The sequence below is a fragment of the Achromobacter sp. FW305-C-30-7 genome, from assembly GCF_058783105.1.
This window is the reverse complement of record NZ_JBYSYI010000005.1, coordinates 393,010-410,569: the sequence shown is the minus strand read 5'-3', so window position 1 is coordinate 410,569 and position 17,560 is coordinate 393,010. Positions and strand designations below refer to the sequence as shown.

Below are 17,560 nucleotides of genomic sequence, written 5' to 3'. Positions count from 1 at the left end.
AAAAAGCTATCTTGCGCGCGGCGAGGCCAGCGCCGCAGCGCGCCGGTACAGCGTGCTGCGGTGCACGCCCAATGCGCGCGCCGCGTGGCTGACGTTGCCGCCGTGAGCGGCCAGGGCGTCGCGAATCGCAGCGTCCGTCATGGCTTGCAGATTTGCCGGGTCGCCGTCGCCGCCTGTGGCTTGCGACGCTGCCGCCGCGCCGCGGATGTCGGCGGGCAACATGTCGGCGTCGACCATGCCGGCAGGCCCCGCCAGCACGTGCAGCGTGCGCAGCACGGCCACCAATTGCCGGTAGTTGCCGGGCCACGCGTATGCCACCAGGATCGCTTCGATATCGGGCGGCAGGACCGGCCCCGCACCCTGCGCCGCCCACAGGCCGCGCAGCAACCCCAGGCGGTCGGCGCGCGCACGCAGCGGCTCCAGCGTGACGGTGTATTCGGCGATGCGGAAGTACAGGTCCGGGCGCACCGGCGCATCGGGCCCTTCATGCGCCAGCGGCCGGTGGGTCGCGCACACCAGCGCGAAGTCCACGGACACCGGCCGCGCCGCGCCCAGCGGCGAGACTTCGCGCGTCTGCAGCACGCGCAACAGGCGCGATTGCAGCATCAGCGGCATGTCGCCGATCTCGTCCAGGAACAGCACGCCGCCGTGCGCCTGGCGCAGCAGCCCCTTGCTGCCCTGGCGCCGCGCGCCGGTGAAAGCGCCGTCTTCGTAGCCGAATAGTTCGGACTCGATCAGACTTTCAGGCAGCGCCGCGCAGTTCACCGCCACGAACGGCCCGGAGGCCCGCTTGCTGCGCGCATGCAGCTGGCGCGCGAACACTTCCTTGCCCACGCCGGTTTCGCCCTGCAGCAGGATGGATACGCCCGCGTCCGACAGGTGCACGGCGCGCGCCAGCGCACCCAGGGTCGCGGCATCGAAATTCGGCGCGGCAGGGCGCGGGCCCGCGGTGGGCGGCAGCAGCGGCCGTGCCGGCGCCTGCGGCGCGCGCGAGCGCGGCCAACGCAGACGCGCGTGGTACACGGCGCCCGATCGCGTCAGCACCCTGCCGGCCGCGTCGGGGCAGCGCTCCATGTCGCCGTCGAATACGTCGGCGTAGCGGTACACGCCCAGGGCGGTGGGCGCCAGGCCCAGCGCCTGCAAGGCGCGGCGGTTGGCGCCGATCAGCAGGTCGCCCTGGAAGGCGAGCAGGCCTTCCCCCGGCGCGCCCAGTCCGGAATGGTCCACGTGCAGCCGCAGCACGGCGTGCTGCTCATAGGCTTGTTCAAATAAACGGTGCTCGATCAGGTCCACGGCGGCGCGCACCAGTTCCAGCACGTCGGGGCGGAGATCGCGGGCCGGGCTGGACAGGTCCAGCACGCCCAGCGTGCGGCCTTCGCTGTCGGTAATGGGGACGGCGGCGCAGGTCAGGATGCGGTTGGGTTCGAAATAGTGTTCCGCGCCATGCACGGCGATGGGCCGGCCTTCCACCAGCGCGGTGCCGATGGCGTTGGTGCCTGCGGCCGCTTCGTCCCAGGGCGCGCCGGGCATCAGCGCCACGCGCGACGCGCGCTGGGCGAAACCGGTGTCGCCGTCGGAGTCCAGCACCAGGCCTTGCGCGTCGGACAGGATCACCAGGCCGTCGCTGCCGCCGGCCTCGCGGCGCAGCATGGACATGGCGGGTTCGGACAGCCGGCGCAACGCCTCATTGCGCTGCTGGGCCTCGCGCAGTTCGCCCTGGGTCATGAGCTCGGCCCGGCGCACGCCGCGCATGTCGAAGCCCAGGTCGGCGCAGCGCCGCCACGATCGCAGGATGGGCTCGGCGACCATGCCGCCGGGCACCGCGCCTTGCTGGTTGAACAGCAGGCGCGCTTGCGTCAGCGCGTGCTGACGGGAATGAGTGGCCATGCATGTCTCCTGGGACAGGCGTTCTGCGACACCTGTTCCGCGACGATGTCGCAAAAAGCGACAGGGAAGGCCCCCACGCCGCACCCGCTGCGCGGGCTTGCTGCCCCCCGAGGGGGCTGGCCCGCCTTGGGACGGCCCGGCGGCGGGCCGGCCCTCGAGGGGCTCTGCTGCCTATTGCCCGTTCGGAAACCTACTTTCGCATGCAAGCCGCGGGCTGTCCAGCGGGGAAGCACCGACTGGCACGCTCCTTGCTTGATACAGGACAGGCAGCCGACTGCCGCTATCCCACAATACCGGAGACAAGCATGGACATCGCGACCCGCATCACCCCCGACTCCTACGGCACGCGCCTGGACCTGAAGACCCAGTACGACAACTTCATCGACGGCAAGTGGCAGAAGCCCGCCGACGGCGAATACTTCGACAACGTCACGCCGGTCACGGGCCAGGTGCTGACGCGCAATGCGCGCTCGAAGGAACGCGACATCGAACTGGCGCTGGACGCCGCGCACCGCGCCGCGCCTAAATGGGGAGCAACCCCGGCCGCGCAGCGCGCCCACATGCTGATGCAGATCGCCGATGTGATGGAGGCGAACCTGGAGCGCCTGGCCACGGCCGAAACCTGGGACAACGGCAAACCCATCCGCGAAGCGCGCGCCGCCGACATTCCGCTGGCGATCGACCACTTCCGCTATTTCGCTTCTTGCATCCGCAGCCAGGAAGGCGGGCTGTCCGAGATCGACAGCGACACGGTGGCCTACCACTTCAATGAACCGCTGGGCGTGGTCGGCCAGATCATTCCGTGGAACTTCCCCATCCTGATGGCGGCATGGAAGCTGGCGCCGGCCCTGGCCGCGGGCAACTGCGTGGTGCTCAAGCCCGCCGAGCAGACGCCGCTGGGCATCCTGCTGCTGATGGAACTGATCGGCGACATCCTGCCCCCGGGCGTGATCAACGTGGTCACGGGCTTCGGCCTGGAAGCCGGCAAGCCGCTGGCCTCGAACAAGCGCATCGCCAAGATCGCCTTCACCGGCGAGACCACCACCGGCCGCCTCATCATGCAGTACGCCTCGCAGAACATCATTCCGGTGACGCTGGAGCTGGGCGGCAAGTCGCCCAACATCTTCTTCGCCGACGTCGCCGCACAGGACGATGATTTCCTCGACAAGGCGGTCGAAGGCTTCGTCATGTTCGCGCTGAACCAGGGCGAGGTCTGCACTTGCCCCAGCCGCGCGCTGATCCAGGAGTCCCTGTACGACAAGTTCATGGAGCGCGCCCTGAAGCGCGTGGCCGAGATCAAGCAGGGCAATCCGCTGGACGCGGACACCATGCTGGGCGCGCAGGCTTCCACCGAACAGCTGGAGAAAATCCTGTCGTACCTGGACATCGGCAAGCAGGAAGGCGCCGACGTGCTGGCCGGCGGCTCGCGCGCGCAGATGCAGGGCGCGCTGGAGGGCGGCTATTACGTGCAGCCCACCGTGTTCAAGGGCCACAACAAGATGCGCGTGTTCCAGGAGGAAATCTTCGGGCCGGTGGTGGCCGTGACGACCTTCAAGGATGCCGACGACGCGCTGGCCCTGGCCAACGACACGCTCTACGGCCTGGGCGCGGGCGTGTGGTCGCGCGACGCCAACACCTGCTACCGCATGGGACGCGCGATCAAGGCGGGCCGCGTATGGACCAACTGCTATCACGCCTATCCGGCGCATGCGGCATTCGGCGGCTACAAGCAATCCGGCATCGGGCGCGAGAACCACAAGATGATGCTCAACCACTATCAGCAGACCAAGAACCTGCTGGTGAGCTACTCGCCGAAGAAGCTGGGTTTCTTCTGACCTGCTTGTGTTCCGGCGCCGGGCCGCGAGGCCCGGCGCGCCTCAAAGGAGCCTGACATGGCAGAGCAAACGCCGCGCGTGGTCGCCACCGACGAGGCGCGCAGCCTGATCGAGACCCTGCGCGCCAAGCATGGCCCGCTGATGTTCCACCAATCCGGCGGCTGCTGCGACGGCAGTTCGCCCATGTGCTACGCCCAGGGTGAATTCATGGTGGGCGGTTCGGACGTGCTGCTGGGCGAATTGGAGGGCTGCCCGTTCTACATGGGCGAGGACCAGTTCGCCTATTGGGAGCACACCCAGCTCATCATCGACGCCGTGCCCGGCCGGGGCGGCGCCTTCTCGCTGGACAGTGCGGAAGGCAAGCGCTTCCTGCTGCGTTCGCGGCTGTACTCGGACGAGGAATGGGCGCGGGTGGCGCCCGTCAGCAGGGGCTAGCCTGCACCCCCTGAGCAGATTGCGCGCGAGGCCCTAGCGGCCCCGCGAGCCTCCATGCGGACTGCCCTTGTCCGGCGTGCCGGCATCGACAGCCTGTTTCCACTGGAACGACACGCGCCGGATGCGCGCGGCGCGGAATTGCGTGAACGAACGGCCGCCCGGCATGGGCGCGCCGCGATAGGCACTGCTGGCGTTTTTCATTGCTGAAAGAGGTGTGAGGAAAAAACTTGCGCGGGCGGCGGCTCAGGGGCGCGCGGCGGACGAGGTCCAGGCGCTGGCGGGCGCCACGCGGCGCGTCCATTCCAGCGCATCTTCTAGGCGGTCGTTGCCCCAGAACATCTCGCCATCCACGAAAAAAGTCGGCGCGCCGAACAGGCCCAGGTTGCGCGCCTGGTCGACCTGGCCGCGCAGCGCTTCCTTGGCGGCTTCGGACTTGCCGCGGGCGATCAGGGCATCGGCGTCCAGGCCCAGGTCGGTCAGCAGTCCGTGCACCACGTCCTCGGACTGGATGTCCAGGTCGCGTTGGAAGTTGGCGCGGAACACCGCCACGCAGAAATCGCGGCCCCAGGGCTCATCCTGGCCCAGCAGCGCGATGCGCGCGGGCAGCACGCTCATGCGCGGAAACAGGCGTGGACGGTTGTAGACCAGGCCGTACTTTTCGGCCAGGCGGGCGATATCACGCATCATGTAGGCGCCCTTGCCCGGGAACAGCCGGAACGGCGTGTCGTTCCAGCCCTGGGCCTGGAAGATCGGGCCCAGCAGAAAGGGCCGCAGATCGACCCGGACCGCGGCCTCTTGCGCCAAGGCGTCGATGCGCTCTATCGCCAGATAGCTGTACGGGCTGGCGAAATCGAACCACATCTCGATGCGGGGCGTGTCGGGCAGGGGCGCGGTCATGACTAGGGCTCCGGGACTACTGAGAAATTAGCGCGACCTGCGCATCCGGCAGGCCGCTGAGAACGACATCGCGATCGCTGCCGACGGTGATGGAATCACCGGCTTGAAGCACGCTGTCATCGAAGCGCTGGTATTCGGACAGCCACAAGGTGCCGGCGTGACACACGATGCGGACGCCCGAAGCGTGTTTGAGCAGCATAGTCGAGCCGCCGGCCAGACGGAATGACATTCCCGCAGTGCAACATACCTGGATCATGGCGTACCCCTGGGCCGCGGCGGCGGCGATCGCGACGGATTGCGGGGCTCTGCGCCCCTTACCCGTCGTCTGAGTCTTATTGGACGCCCGGGAGGTACTATTGCTCAAGCGACATTTCCGTCCGATACGCATGAGTTTTACGAATGCCATATCCGCTGGCCAAACTCCCGCCGCTTGATCTGGTCCGAGGCTTCGTGGCCGTGGGCCGCCGCATGAGCATCACGCTGGCCGCGCAGGACCTGCATGTGACGCAGTCGGCCGTGAGCCGCCAGATCCGGGCGCTGGAGGCTCATTTGGGCGTGCCGCTGCTGGTGCGCGGATTCCGCAGCGTGTCGTTCACCTCCGAAGGCGCGCAGCTGTTCCGCATGGCCGACGTCTGGCTGAGCCAGCTGGGCGACCTGACCGAGCAGTTGCGCGCGCCCGAACGCCGCACGCCCGTCACCGTCACCACCACCATAGGCGTGGCCTCGCTGTGGCTGCTGCCGCGGCTGGGGGACTTCCAGGCGGCGTATCCGCACATCGACGTGCGCGTGGCGGCCGACAACCGGCTGATCGACATCGACCGTGAAAGCGTGGACATCGCCATCCGCTACAGCCTGCGCGACGGCGTGCCGGACAGCGCGGCCTGGCTGTTCGGCGAGGCGGTGGTGCCGGTAGCCCACCCCTCGCTCAAGGCCCGCATGCTGGATGCCGAGGAACTGCAGCGCCACGTGCTGCTGGAATTCGACGACCCGACGCGTCCCTGGCTGCAATGGTCGGAATGGCTGAACGCGCGCGGGCTGGGCCGGGCGCCCGCCCGGGGCATGCTGCGCTTCAACCAGTACGACCAGATCGTGCACGCGGCGCTGGCGGGCCACGGCATCGCGCTGGGACGGCTGGCGCTGATCGCGCCGATGCTGGCGGACCAGCGCCTGGAGGCCGTCGGCGGCCAGGCCGCCAGCGCCACCGAGCACGCCTACTGGCTGGTGCGCAATACGCGCCGCGCCACGCCCGACGCCGACGTCGTCACGCGCTGGCTGATGGAACAGGCGCAAGCCACCGCGCACGACCTGACCGCGTAGGCGCCCCGCCCTCCGGACGCCGCGCTACAAAATCCATACAGATCTTCATAACTTGGGACGGCTGTTCCAGTAGATTGCGGCGCGTGTCCGTAACCCTGCTCCCAAGATGTTGATGAGGCTTTTCCGTCCGGCGTCGGAGTGGCAAGACTGGCTCGCCAACTTTCAGCGTTCCTGCCTGGTCCTGCTGGCCCCCTGGCTGATCAGCGTGCTCGCGCAAAGCGCCGGGCGCGGCTACCTGCTGCTGCGCCATGCGGCGCCGGGGACCTATGACGCGCTGCCCCAGGACGTGCGGCGCAGCCTGACGACCGGGCTGCTGTTCGATATCAAGGTCGCCAGCATTGCCTGTGCGGCACTGCTGCTGCTGTCCATGGCGGCGGCCGCCAAACCCGGTTTGCAACAGCGCTGGCAACGCTATCTGCCGGGCCTGGGCGCGGTCATGGCGATGCTGTTCACGGCCATCACGATCGTCAGCGTCTTCTACTTCGCCACATTCTCGCGCTCGATCGACATTTTCGTGTTCGGTTTGGTCGACGACGACACCCACGCCATCCTGATGACCCTGTGGCACGGCTATCCCCTGGCGCAGGCCGGCCTGCTGCTGGCGGCGGTGCTGGCCGGCACCTGGTGGCTCGGCCGCCGCTGGCGCGGCCGGGTGCAGCGCATGCGGTTCAAGCGTCGCCCATTCGCGCCCAGCCTGGTCCGGTTCGTACTGATCATCGCCGTCACCGTGCTGGCCTGTAGAGGCTCGCTGGGCAGGTTTCCGCTCAACAAGGACGACACCAGCATTTCGTCGCTGCGCCTGCTCAACGATATTGCGCCCAACGGCATATCGGCCTTTTCCTGGGCCCTGTCGGATCGCGGCAACGACAAGCGCTTCGAACCCGTCACCGCGCGCGAAGGACGCCTGCTCTACGAGCGCTTCCTGGGCTGGCCGGACGACGGCCTGCGGCCCTTCATGGCCGCAACCGGCCCCAATGCGGCGGCCGCGGCGCAGCCGCCCCACGTGGTGCTGCAGGTCATGGAGAGCATGGGCGCGCATCTAAACGCTTATGACCGTCCCGGCCGCGACCTGCTTGGCGCGCTGCGGCCGCACTGGCGCCAGGACTGGGTATTCGAGCGCTTCGTGGCCGAAGGCAACGGCACCATCGAATCGTTGAGCCTGCTGCTGGTGCGCAGCCCGATTGCCGCCGTCGGCCAATCGTCGGCGGCGGATACCCCCTTCGCCAGCAATGCCTTCACGCCTTTTCTGCAACGCGGCTACCGGGTCGTCTTCGTCACGTCCGGCGCGGCCACCTGGCGCAACCTCGGGACCTTTGCCACCAAACTGGGCGCGCACGAATTCGTGGACCAGCAAACCCTCAGGGCGCGCTATCCCCAAGCACGGACCGGAACCTGGGGCGTGCCCGACGAGTACATGTTCCGCTACATCGAGGAGCGGCTGGCGCAGGGCACCGAGGATAGCCTGCCGCTATTCATCGTGGCCTTGTCCACCACCCACCATCCCCCGTTCATCGTGCCGGAAGGCGGCCAGCGGAGTGGTCTGCCCCTGGATGACGTGGCCAGCCTGCCGTATTTCAAAAGCTGGGATACGCTGGCCGCCGCTTTCGACACGCTGCGCTACGCCAACGACCAGCTGGGCGGTTTCCTGACGCGCTTGAAAGGCTCGGCCAACGCGTCACGCACCATCGTCGCGGTAACCGGCGACCACAACATCCTGGGCATCGACTATCAGGATCCGAAGGACGCGGCGCTGGCGCGCGCCGTGCCGTTCTATCTGTACGTGCCGCCGGCCTATCAAGCGCAGGCGCGTTACGACCCGGCGCGCGTGGGCAGCCACAAGGACATCCTGCCCACGCTGTATCACCTGAGCCTGCCGCAAACCCCCTACTTCCGCAGCGGTTGCAACCTGCTGGCCGCGCGGCCCGACCCGGCCTGGTGCTTCGGCTTCAACAACGGGAACGTGATGCTGACGGATGAAGGGGCGTTCCGGCCGGACAAGCCCGGCCGCATCCTGCCCTGGGCAGGCCCGTCGGGACTGGCGCTGGGGCAGGAACAGGACGCCACGGCCGAGCAATGGGCGGAGCAGGTGCGGCTGAACGCCTATCCGCGGCTGCTGCACTGGCAGATCAACTACCAGGTGCAGGAGCTGGGCCGCGCAGGCCAGGCGCGCTAGCCCGTGGGAAGCCAAGGCTTCAATCGACGCGCACTTCCGGTTCGCCCGCGCGCATGTCGCCGATGACGGCCGCCTGTTCAAAACCGTGCTGGCGGAACAGGTCCAGCACCGCCTGCGCGGCATCCGGCGTACACGCCACCAGCAGGCCGCCCGCGGTTTGCGGGTCGGTCAGCAAGGCGCGCTCGGTGTCGCTCACGCCCTCGCCCAGACGCACGGACGCGCCATAGGAGGCCCAGTTGCGGCCGGACGCGCCGGTGATCACGCCGTCCGCGGCAAACGCCTGCACGCCGGGCAGCCAGGGCAGCGCATCGCGCCGCACATGCGCGGTCAGTTGCGCGCCGCGCGCCATCTCCAGCGTGTGTCCCAGCAGGCCGAAGCCGGTCACGTCGGTGATGGCGTGCACGCCTTCCATGGCGGCCAGCGCCGGACCCGGCCGGTTCAGGCGCGTGGTCTCGGTGATCATGGCGCGGTAGCCGGCGTCGTCCAGGCGGTTCTTCTTCAGCGCGGCCGACAGGATGCCCACGCCCAGCGCCTTGCCCAGGATCAGCACGTCGCCGGCGCGCGCATCGGCATTGCGCTTGATGCGGCCGGGATGCACCAGGCCCATCGCCGCCAGCCCGTAGATGGGTTCGACGGAATCGATGCTATGGCCGCCGGCCACGGGTATGCCAGCGTCCTTGCAGACCGCTTCGCCGCCGCGCAGGATGTCGGCGATGACGCTGTGCGGCAGCACGTTGATCGGCATGCCCACGATGGCCAGCGCCATGATGGGCGTGCCGCCCATCGCATAGACGTCCGACAGCGCGTTGGTCGCGGCGATGCGGCCGAAATCGTAGGGATCATCGACGATGGGCATGAAGAAGTCGGTGGTGGCGATCAGCGCCTGCTCGTCGTTCAGCCGGTAGACCGCCGCGTCGTCGGCGGTCTCGGTGCCCACCAGCAAATCGGGATAGCTGACCGCCGGGCCGAAGCGCTTGAGCAGCTCGGACAGCACGCCGGGCGCGATCTTGCAGCCGCAGCCGCCGCCATGCGAAAGCGAAGTCAATCGCGGCACTGCCGCGCTGGCAACATCCTGGGTGGTCATCTGAATCTCCATTGGTCAGTGGAAAAGGATAGCACCGCCCCCGGGATTGGCCCTATGATGATCCGGCAGCATGCAGCAACGGACGGCCGCCCGGCCCCGGGCGCACCGACAGCCAATCTTCACCGTGAGTGAGGGCTACATGGATCGCCGACATTTTCTCCGTTTCTCGGGCGCCCTGTGCGCCGCCAGCGCGGCACTGCCCAGGGCGGCGCGCGCGGATCTCGCCCCCGTCAGCGCCGACTGGCGCGCCTTCGAACTGACCACCGACATTACCGTGCAGGACCCGGGCGCGCATGCGCGCATCTGGATTCCGGTTCCCTACGCCACGGACACCGCCTACCAGCGCGGCGCGCAAAGCAGCTGGCAGGTCAGCGGCGGCGGCAGCGCGCAGCTGACGCAGGCGCCCGGCTATGGCGTGCAGATGCTGGCCGTGCAATGGCCGGATGCGCAAGCGCCACGCAGGGTCACCGTCACCAGCCGCTTCCAGACCCGCAACCGGCGGGTGGACCTGAGCCAGCCTCCCGCTGCCGGCATCCCGCAGGAAAGCGCGGCGGCGCTGCGCGAATTCCTGCAGCCCACCGCGTTGCTGCCCACCGACGGCATCGTCAAGAGCACTGCCGACCAGATCACCCGCGGCCATCGCGGCGATCTGGCGCAGGCCCGCGCCATCTACGAATGGGTCGTCGAGAAGACCTGCAGGACCGCGTCCACCCGGGGCTGCGGCGTGGGCGACGTGCGCTACATGCTCACGGCCAACGATCTGAACGGCAAATGCGCCGACATCAACTCCCTGTTCGTCGCGCTGGCCCGCGCCGCCGGCATACCCGCCCGCGACGCCTACGGCCTGCGCGTGGCGGACTCCGAGTTCGGCTACAAAAGCCTGGGCAAGGCGGGCGACGTCACCAAAGCGCAGCACTGCCGCGCCGAGTTCTATGCCGCCGGCTACGGCTGGGTGCCCGTGGACCCGGCCGACGTGCGCAAGGTCATGCTGGAAGAGCCTCCCGGCGAGCTGCCGCTGACCAACGCCAAGGTGCGCGCCGCGCGCGTCATGCTGTTCGGCGCCTGGGAGATGAACTGGGTGGCCTACAACCATGGCCACGACGTGGTCCTGCCCGGCGCCGCCCATGGCCCCGTGCCTTTCCTGATGTATCCCAACGGGGAAACCGCGGCCGGCCGGTTGGACAGCCTGGATCCCGACAGCTTCAGCTACAAGCTCATCGCCAAGCCGATTGCCATCTGAGTCCAACCCAGGGGACCCGCCATGATCAGCCGCCGCCTACTCCTGCAGTCCGGCCTGTCGCTGGCGGCCCTGCCCTGGTTTGTCCGGGCCGCCAGCGACGATGCGCTCAAGAAGGCCACCGGTCCGGACTGGGCTCCCTGGACCTCAGCCACCCCGCCCCTGGCCTTGCCCGACCTATCCGGCCGCGAGAAAAAGCTCTCCTCCTGGCGCGGCAATGTGCTCATCGTCAGTTTCTGGGCCACCTCGTGCGAGCCCTGCCGTGACGAAATCCCCATCATGTCCGCCATGGCCAAGCGCCATCGCGAGGAAGGCTTGCGCCTGGTGGCGGTGAACGTCGGCGATTCGGCGGCCAAGATCAGCACCTTCCTGGCGAAGTGGCCGGTCGCCGGCACCGTGCTGCATGACAGGAACAGCACGGTGTCGAAACAATGGGACGCGGTCGGGCTGCCCGCGAACTATCTGGTGGATCGCGGCGGATCCATCCGATATTGGCACCTGGGGCAACTGGACTGGAAATCGGACCGCGTGGGCGGCGTGGTGACGGGGCTGCTGCGGGCCTAGCCCGCGGGCGCCGCGAGAAGGATGGCGGAAGGCAGCAGGAGTCGAACCTACCTGGGAACGTCTGACGTCCCCAACTGGGTTTGAAGCCCAGCCGTGCCACCGGGCACGAATGCCTTCCATGGTGGCCGCTCATGATACCGGTTACTGCGTCAGGCGCGTGCTGCCGTAGGCGCTTTCCTGGCGCAGCACGTGCGCATCGCGCACCCGCCGGGTGTAGCCCACGCGGTCGAAGAACTCCAGGATCTGGATCGCGCGTTTCCTGCCCAGGCCGGTGGCGTCACGGAACGCTGCGGCGTTCAAGCCTGCCGGCTGCGCCGTCAGGCCTTGCGCCAGCGCCGCCAGCCCGGCCACCTGATCGCGGTGATAGAACAAGTCCTTCACCACCTGGGCCACTTCGCCGCGCCGCAAGAGCTTGCGCAGCAGCTGCCGCACGCGGTCCTCGGGCTCGCCCAGCGTACGGGCCAGGTCGCGCACCCAGGGCGGGTCGAAGGCGCCGGCCGCCAGCAGGGGCAGCAGGCGCTCAGCCAGCGCCGACTCGTCGGGCGCCAGGGTCGCGGTATGGCCGGGCAGATGCAGCCAGGGGCCGTTGCGCACAATGCGGCCGTCGCGCTGCAGATCGTCCAGCACCGCCAGCCACAGCGCATCCGGGCCGACGGGCATGGCCATGCGGCGCAGGCGCGGGCCGTCCGGCCCTGGCTCGTCGGGCGCGCCTTGGTGGAACGCCGCCAGCGCCTGCTCCACGCGGACGCGCATTGCGTCCCAATGGGCCGCAAGAATCAGGGTACGCGGCGCCTGCGGCGTGCGCGCCTCCAGCCATAGCGCGCCATGCGGCGCGGGGATTTCAGCCACGGGCCGGCCGGTCAGTCGCTGCAAGGCGTCTTCGTCCAGGCCCAGCGCGGCATGCTCCAGCACCGGATGCAGGCCGGCGCCGTCCAGCATGGACGACAGAGCCTGCAACCACTGCATGCGCGCGGCGGAACGGCGCTTGCGGTCTGGCGCGTTCGGATCCAGTACCCGGCCGCCGCCCACCGTGCGCGTGGCCTGCGCGTTGCGCACGATAAAACGGTCGCCCGGCATGACGCAGACCGGTTCGTCGAACACCAGTTGCACCCAGCCGGACTGCCCCGGCGCCAACGACTCCGCGCTCAGCGGCACCACATGCGCGACGTGGCGCGCCGCGCCGATGTGCACATGCAGCGGCGCCCAGGCGCGCACCGGCGCATCGGCAGATGCCAGCAGCGTCAGCGCCACATCGACATGGCGCGACGGCAGGAAGCAGCGCGCGTCTGCGATCCAGTCGCCGCGGGCAATGGCGTTCTTGTCCATGCCGGCAAGATTCAAGGCGCAGCGCTGGCCGGCCGCGCCGGTCTCGCTGGGCTGGTTCTGGGCGTGGATGCTGCGCACCCGCACGCGCGTGCCGGCAGGCATCAGCCGCAGATCGGCCGCTTCGTCGCCGGCGCGGGCCAGCCCGGCATGGGCTGTGCCCGTCACCACCGTGCCGTGGCCGGCCAGGGTGAACACGCGATCGACGGCCAGTCGGAACAGGCCGGCGCCATCACGGCGGCGCATGGCCTGCGCCTGGGCGTCCAGGTGCGCTTTCAGTTCCGCCACGCCCGCATCGCCAGACTGCGACGCGCACACCGCGTACAACGGCGCGTCCTGCAGAAAGGTGCCAGCGGCAAGCTCCGCGATCTCGGCGCGTACCGCCTGCAGCCGCGCGGCGTCGGCGCGGTCGGTCTTGGTCAGCGCCACCGCGCCGCGCGCCACGCCCAGCAGGGCCAGGATGGCCAGGTGTTCGCGCGTCTGCGGCATGACGCCGTCGTCCGCCGCCACCACCAGCAGGCCGAAATCGATGCCGCTGGCGCCAGCCGCCATGGTGTGCACCAGCTTCTCGTGGCCAGGCACATCGATGAAGCCCAGCACGTCGCCGTTGGGCAAGGGCGTGTAGGCGTAGCCCAGCTCGATCGAAATCCCGCGCGCTTTCTCTTCCTTGAGCCTGTCGGTGTCGACGCCGGTCAGCGCCCGCACCAGCGTGGTCTTGCCATGGTCGATATGGCCGGCGGTGCCGATGATCATGCCTGCTCCGCCAGATGCGCCAGCTGCGCGGCGAAGTCGGCTTCATCGCGCGCTTCCAGGCAGCGCAGGTCCAGCCACAAGGCGTCGTCGGCGATACGGCCGATCACGGGCACGGGCAGGCGGCGCAGCCGCGTCTCCAGCTTGTCCAGATGACGTCCCGCGCGGCCGCTGCCGGTGTAGCGCACGGCCAGGCCGTAGCTGGGCAGCTGGTCCACCGGCAAGGCGCCGCTGCCGATCTGGCTGAACATGGGCACGGCCTCGACCGCGTACGGCTCGCCCGCCGCGTGCGCCAGAGCGCCGCGCAGACGTTCGGCCTGCGGCTGGATGTCGCGCTGCGGACGGGTCAGCAGGCGCAGCGTGGTCAGCCGCTGGGCCAGGAATTCCGGCGCGCGATACAGGCCCAGCACCGGCTCCAGCGCCGCCAGGGTCAGCTTGCTGACGCGCAAGGCGCGCTTCAGCGGGTTCTTCTTGATCTTGCGGATCAGATCCTTGCTGCCCACCAGCAAGCCAGCCTGCGGACCGCCCAGCAGCTTGTCGCCGCTGAAGGTGACCAGGTCGGCGCCGGCCGCGATGGTCTCGCGCACGGTGTCTTCCTTGGGCAGGCCGAATTGCGTCAGGTCAACCAGCGTGCCGCTGCCCAGGTCCACGGTGGCCGGCAGGCCGCGCGCATGCGCCAGGGCCGCCACTTCGGCCACGCTCACGCTTTTGGTGAAACCGGTGACCGCATAGTTGCTGCAATGCACCTTCATCAGCATCGCCGTGCGCGGGCCGATGGCGTTTTCGTAGTCGGCGGCGTGCGTGCGGTTGGTGGTGCCGACTTCGACCAGCTTGGCGCCGGCGCGCTTCATGATGTCGGGGATGCGGAACGCGCCGCCGATCTCGACCAGTTCGCCGCGCGACACCACCACTTCGCGCCGGTCGGCCAGCGCGTTCAACATCAGCAGCACGGCCGCGGCGTTGTTGTTGACGACGGTGGCGGCCTCGGCCCCCGTCAGTTCACATAGCAGCTCGTCGATCAGGTCGTCGCGGTCGCCGCGTCCGCCGGTGTCCAGATCGAATTCCAGATTGGCGGGAGTCGTGAGCGCGCGCAGCACCGAGGCCACCGCCTCGTCGGGCAGCAGCGCCCGGCCCAGATTGGTGTGCAGCACGGTGCCGGTCAGGTTGTACACCGCCCGCAGCTTCGGCTCGGCGGCGCGGGCCAGCGCCGCGGCCACGCGCGCCGCCACGGCGTCGGCATCGAGTTCCTGGCGCGGCAGCCCGCCGGCCAGCGCGCGTTCGCGCATCGCGTCCAGGTCGTGGCGCAGGGCCGCCACCACCTGGGTCCTGCCATGCTGGTCCAGCGCGGCTTGCATGCCCGGCGCGTTCAGCAGCCGGTCCAGGGAAGGAATGTCGGAGATCGCGGCCGCGCCGCCATCGGGCGTATGCGCAGCCATGCTATTCCTCCGATCCGTGCCACAGCAGCGGATTGCCGCTGGCCCGCGAATAGCCGGCCTCGCCGACCAGCACGTCCAGCATCAGGCTGGCCAGGTCGTCGGCCACGGGCTCCACCTGCAGGTCCTTGTCCTGGTAGAAGATCTTGCGGTAGGTATGGCAGTGGTCGCAGGTTTCGGCCTTGATGGCGGGCGTGCGGCCTTCGATGGCCTGGTAGGCCACCGACTCCACGTCTTCGCAGTGCGAGCACTTCACCCGCACCATGTGCCATTGGGTCGCGCACAGGCTGCAGCACAGGTAGCGGTAGCCTTCGAACTGCCCGCCCACGCGCACCACGCTGGCCACCGGCAAGCTGGCGCACACCGGACAGACGCCAAAGGGACTGGCCACCGGCAGCTGCTTTTCATCGAAACGGCTGGCCAGGTCGGTCCAATAGACCTGCAAGGCCGCCATCACGAAAGGCGCCGCGGCGCCGTCGACGCCCTGGTCCTGTTCGGACAGCACGGCCTCGGCCAGGTCCTCCAGCGACTCCGGGTTCTCGGCCAGCGCGCGGCGCAAGGTGGCGCAGACCTCGACGGCCTCGGCCGGCACGTCCTTGACACCGGCCACGTGGTCTATCAGTTGGCCCAGTATGCCGCGCCACAGGGGATCGCGCGGCCAGCCCACCGCCTGCAGGGGCGGCATGCCATGCGCCTGCGCCAGCGAAATGCGTTCTTCGGACGCTTCGGGCGCCGCGCAATCCTGCAAGGCGCGGTGCTGGGCGTCGACCAGATGCGCCATCAGCAGCAGGTAGTCGGCTACCGGGCTGTCCGCCGCCAGCTGCCGCAACCGGGCCGCGCGCATGGCGAACACCGACCCGCGTTCCGGCAGGCTGACACGGGGGATGCGGTTGTGGTCTAGCGCTTCGATCTCGCCGCGCGGAAGAATTCGCTGCACTTGCGTCTCCAGATAAAAAAACACGGCTGCCAGCCTTCAAGGAGAAGGATAGCAGCCGTTGGGTGAGTATGTGGGGGCCGGGAGAAGACCCCCTTTGCCGCAGAGCAAGCGGCACGCACGCAGTGCGCGCGCCGTGGGGGCCCTTCTTCCCTTTCTATTTTCGGATTTGTTCGCGGAACCAGGCGCGGTGATGCTTCCACGCCCACCCTGCCGTCACGTACCCGCGCAGCATCGCAGTCAAGGAACCCTTGACCCAGATCGCCGCGTAAATGTGCACGATGATGGCGCAGATCAGCACCAGTGCGCTGACGGCATGCAGCACCGAGGCGGCGCGGATGACCCAGATCGGGAAATAGAACGCGAAGTACTCGCGCCAGATCACGATGCCGCTGACGAACAGGCCCAGCATGCACAGGATCAGCACATAGAACAGCAGCTTCTGGCCGGCGTTGTACTTGCCGACTTCGGGCAGCTTTTCCTCGCGGTTCTCGACCACATCGTTCAGTTGCCGCATCCACTGGCGGTCGGCCTTCGTCATGAGGTTGTGCCGCCACATGTGGCCGGCGAACACGACGAAGCAGGCGAACATCACCACCCCGATGAAGGGATGCAGGATGCGTGTCCAGGGGCCGCCTCCGAACAGGTTGCTCAGCCAGTACATGGACGGGTGGAACAGCGCCAGCCCGGACAGCGCCAACAGGATGAACGTGAAGGCGATGATCCAGTGGTTGGTGCGTTCGCCCGGCGTATAGCGCTTGATGCGGCGGTAGTGGCGGTCTTCACTCATGGCGCACCTCCTCTTCGGCACGGCGTTCGTCTTCCTCGGACACCTCGTTGCGGCCAACGCGGGCGTAATGGAAGAAGCCCGCCAGCGCGGTCAAGGCCATCACGGCCACGCCCACGGGTTTGGACAGGCCCTTCCATAGCGAAACCATGGGACTGATCTGCGGGTCCTTGGGCAGCCCGTGATACAGCCCGGGCTGGTCGGCGTGATGCAGCACATACATGACGTGGGTGCCGCCCACGCCCTGCGGGTCGTACAAGCCTGCCTTGTCGAAGCCGCGTGACTTGAGGTCGACGATCCGTTCCTCGGCGTGCTGCGTCATGTCTTCCTTGGTGCCGAAGACGATGGCGCCGGTGGGACAGGCCTTGACGCAGGCCGGTTCCTGGCCGACGGCCACGCGGTCGGAACACAGGGTGCACTTGTACGCCTTGTGGTCCTTCTTGGAGATGCGCGGCACGTTGAACGGACAGCCGGTGATGCAGTAGCCGCAGCCGATGCAGTTCTCTTCGTGGAAATCCACGATGCCGTTGGTGTACTGGATGATGGCGCCCGGCGAGGGACAGGCCTTCAGGCAGCCTGGGTCCTCGCAGTGCATGCAGCCGTCCTTGCGGATCAGCCATTCGAGGTCGCCCTGCGGATTCTCGTACTCGGAGAAGCGCATGACCGTCCAGGAATGCTCGGTCAGGTCGGCCGGATTGTCATAGACGCCCACGTTGGTGCCGATCTCGTCGCGCAGATCGTTCCATTCCATACAGGCGCTTTGGCAGGCCTTGCAGCCGATGCACTTGGAGACGTCGATCAGCTTGGCTACCGAGCCCGTGATGGGCTCGCGGATGCCGGGCGGCGGCGTGGTGGTGGCGGAGCGCCGCTTGATGTCTAGGGATTGCATGGACATGACGGTCTC

16 protein-coding genes and 1 tRNA gene are annotated in these 17,560 nt (G+C 68.5%); 6 read left to right on the top strand and 11 right to left on the bottom strand.

All coding sequences use genetic code 11. The features are described 5' to 3' along the window. Positions 1–6 precede the first annotated feature (6 nt). Positions 7–1,887, bottom strand: a complete 1,881-nt coding sequence (locus AC3WOB_RS18820) for a sigma-54-dependent Fis family transcriptional regulator (protein ID WP_492275851.1) — start codon at positions 1,885–1,887, stop codon at positions 7–9. Between the two features lie 305 nt (positions 1,888–2,192). Between AC3WOB_RS18820 and adh the strand changes: the two genes are divergently transcribed. Both adh and AC3WOB_RS18810 read left to right on the top strand, forming a co-directional pair. Continuing rightward, positions 2,193–3,722: an aldehyde dehydrogenase gene (adh, locus tag AC3WOB_RS18815; protein ID WP_332014785.1), complete on the top strand. Its 1,530-nt coding sequence runs from the start codon at positions 2,193–2,195 to the stop codon at positions 3,720–3,722. Positions 3,723–3,779: 57 nt separating this feature from the next. Further along, positions 3,780–4,157 (top strand): DUF779 domain-containing protein, encoded by a 378-nt coding sequence (locus tag AC3WOB_RS18810; RefSeq protein WP_042795603.1) that lies wholly within the window; start codon positions 3,780–3,782, stop codon positions 4,155–4,157. Positions 4,158–4,190: 33 nt separating this feature from the next. Here AC3WOB_RS18810 and AC3WOB_RS18805 read toward each other — a convergent pair whose 3' ends face one another. Genes AC3WOB_RS18805 through AC3WOB_RS18795 form a run of 3 tightly spaced genes read right to left on the bottom strand, consistent with a single transcriptional unit; the run spans position 4,191 to position 5,418 of the window. Then, entirely contained in the window at positions 4,191–4,358 is a 168-nt protein-coding gene (locus AC3WOB_RS18805) for a hypothetical protein (RefSeq protein WP_492275850.1), read from the bottom strand. Between the two features lie 42 nt (positions 4,359–4,400). Further along, positions 4,401–5,054 (bottom strand): 2-hydroxychromene-2-carboxylate isomerase, encoded by a 654-nt coding sequence (locus AC3WOB_RS18800; RefSeq protein ID WP_013391089.1) that lies wholly within the window; start codon positions 5,052–5,054, stop codon positions 4,401–4,403. Positions 5,055–5,070: 16 nt separating this feature from the next. Next, a complete protein-coding gene (locus AC3WOB_RS18795) occupies positions 5,071–5,418 on the bottom strand; it encodes a DUF2917 domain-containing protein (protein ID WP_492275849.1) in 348 nt (115 codons plus the stop codon). A gap of 35 nt (positions 5,419–5,453) precedes the next feature. On the opposite strand from AC3WOB_RS18795, the gene AC3WOB_RS18790 reads away from it, so the two are divergent. Continuing rightward, positions 5,454–6,371, top strand: a complete 918-nt coding sequence (locus AC3WOB_RS18790) for a LysR substrate-binding domain-containing protein (protein ID WP_492275848.1) — start codon at positions 5,454–5,456, stop codon at positions 6,369–6,371. A gap of 112 nt (positions 6,372–6,483) precedes the next feature. Next, positions 6,484–8,544, top strand: coding sequence for an LTA synthase family protein (locus AC3WOB_RS18785; RefSeq protein ID WP_492275847.1), 2,061 nt, complete (start codon positions 6,484–6,486; stop codon positions 8,542–8,544). Between the two features lie 19 nt (positions 8,545–8,563). On the opposite strand, the gene selD is transcribed toward AC3WOB_RS18785, so the two are convergent. Then, positions 8,564–9,628 carry a selenide, water dikinase SelD gene (gene selD, locus AC3WOB_RS18780; RefSeq protein ID WP_492275846.1) on the bottom strand — a complete coding sequence of 355 codons (1,065 nt, stop codon included), beginning with the start codon at positions 9,626–9,628 and terminating at the stop codon, positions 8,564–8,566. Positions 9,629–9,767: 139 nt separating this feature from the next. Here selD and AC3WOB_RS18775 point away from each other — a divergent pair, with 139 nt between their 5' ends. Together AC3WOB_RS18775 and AC3WOB_RS18770 are read left to right on the top strand one after the other, a co-directional pair. Next, a complete protein-coding gene (locus tag AC3WOB_RS18775) occupies positions 9,768–10,868 on the top strand; it encodes a transglutaminase-like domain-containing protein (RefSeq protein WP_492275845.1) in 1,101 nt (366 codons plus the stop codon). Positions 10,869–10,889: 21 nt separating this feature from the next. Next, on the top strand, positions 10,890–11,429 hold the full coding sequence (locus AC3WOB_RS18770; protein WP_013391083.1) for a TlpA disulfide reductase family protein: 540 nt from the start codon (positions 10,890–10,892) through the stop codon (positions 11,427–11,429). Between the two features lie 22 nt (positions 11,430–11,451). Here AC3WOB_RS18770 and AC3WOB_RS18765 read toward each other — a convergent pair. From AC3WOB_RS18765 to fdxH, 6 genes are all read right to left on the bottom strand, one after another. Next, a tRNA-Sec gene (locus tag AC3WOB_RS18765) sits at positions 11,452–11,547 on the bottom strand. Between the two features lie 23 nt (positions 11,548–11,570). Beyond that, complete coding sequence (gene selB / locus AC3WOB_RS18760; RefSeq protein ID WP_492275844.1) at positions 11,571–13,505, bottom strand: selenocysteine-specific translation elongation factor; 1,935 nt, start codon at positions 13,503–13,505, stop codon at positions 11,571–11,573. After that, on the bottom strand, positions 13,502–14,938 hold the full coding sequence (selA, locus tag AC3WOB_RS18755) for an L-seryl-tRNA(Sec) selenium transferase (protein WP_492275843.1): 1,437 nt from the start codon (positions 14,936–14,938) through the stop codon (positions 13,502–13,504). The genes selB and selA overlap by 4 nt, the downstream gene beginning before the upstream one ends. A gap of 1 nt (position 14,939) precedes the next feature. Then, positions 14,940–15,872 (bottom strand): formate dehydrogenase accessory protein FdhE, encoded by a 933-nt coding sequence (fdhE, locus tag AC3WOB_RS18750; protein WP_013391080.1) that lies wholly within the window; start codon positions 15,870–15,872, stop codon positions 14,940–14,942. Positions 15,873–16,026: 154 nt separating this feature from the next. Further along, a complete protein-coding gene (locus AC3WOB_RS18745) occupies positions 16,027–16,659 on the bottom strand; it encodes a formate dehydrogenase subunit gamma (protein WP_088143813.1) in 633 nt (210 codons plus the stop codon). Further along, positions 16,652–17,551: a formate dehydrogenase subunit beta gene (gene fdxH, locus AC3WOB_RS18740; RefSeq protein ID WP_013391078.1), complete on the bottom strand. Its 900-nt coding sequence runs from the start codon at positions 17,549–17,551 to the stop codon at positions 16,652–16,654. Before fdxH ends, AC3WOB_RS18745 begins: the two co-directional genes overlap by 8 nt. Between the last annotated feature and the right edge of the window lie 9 nt (positions 17,552–17,560).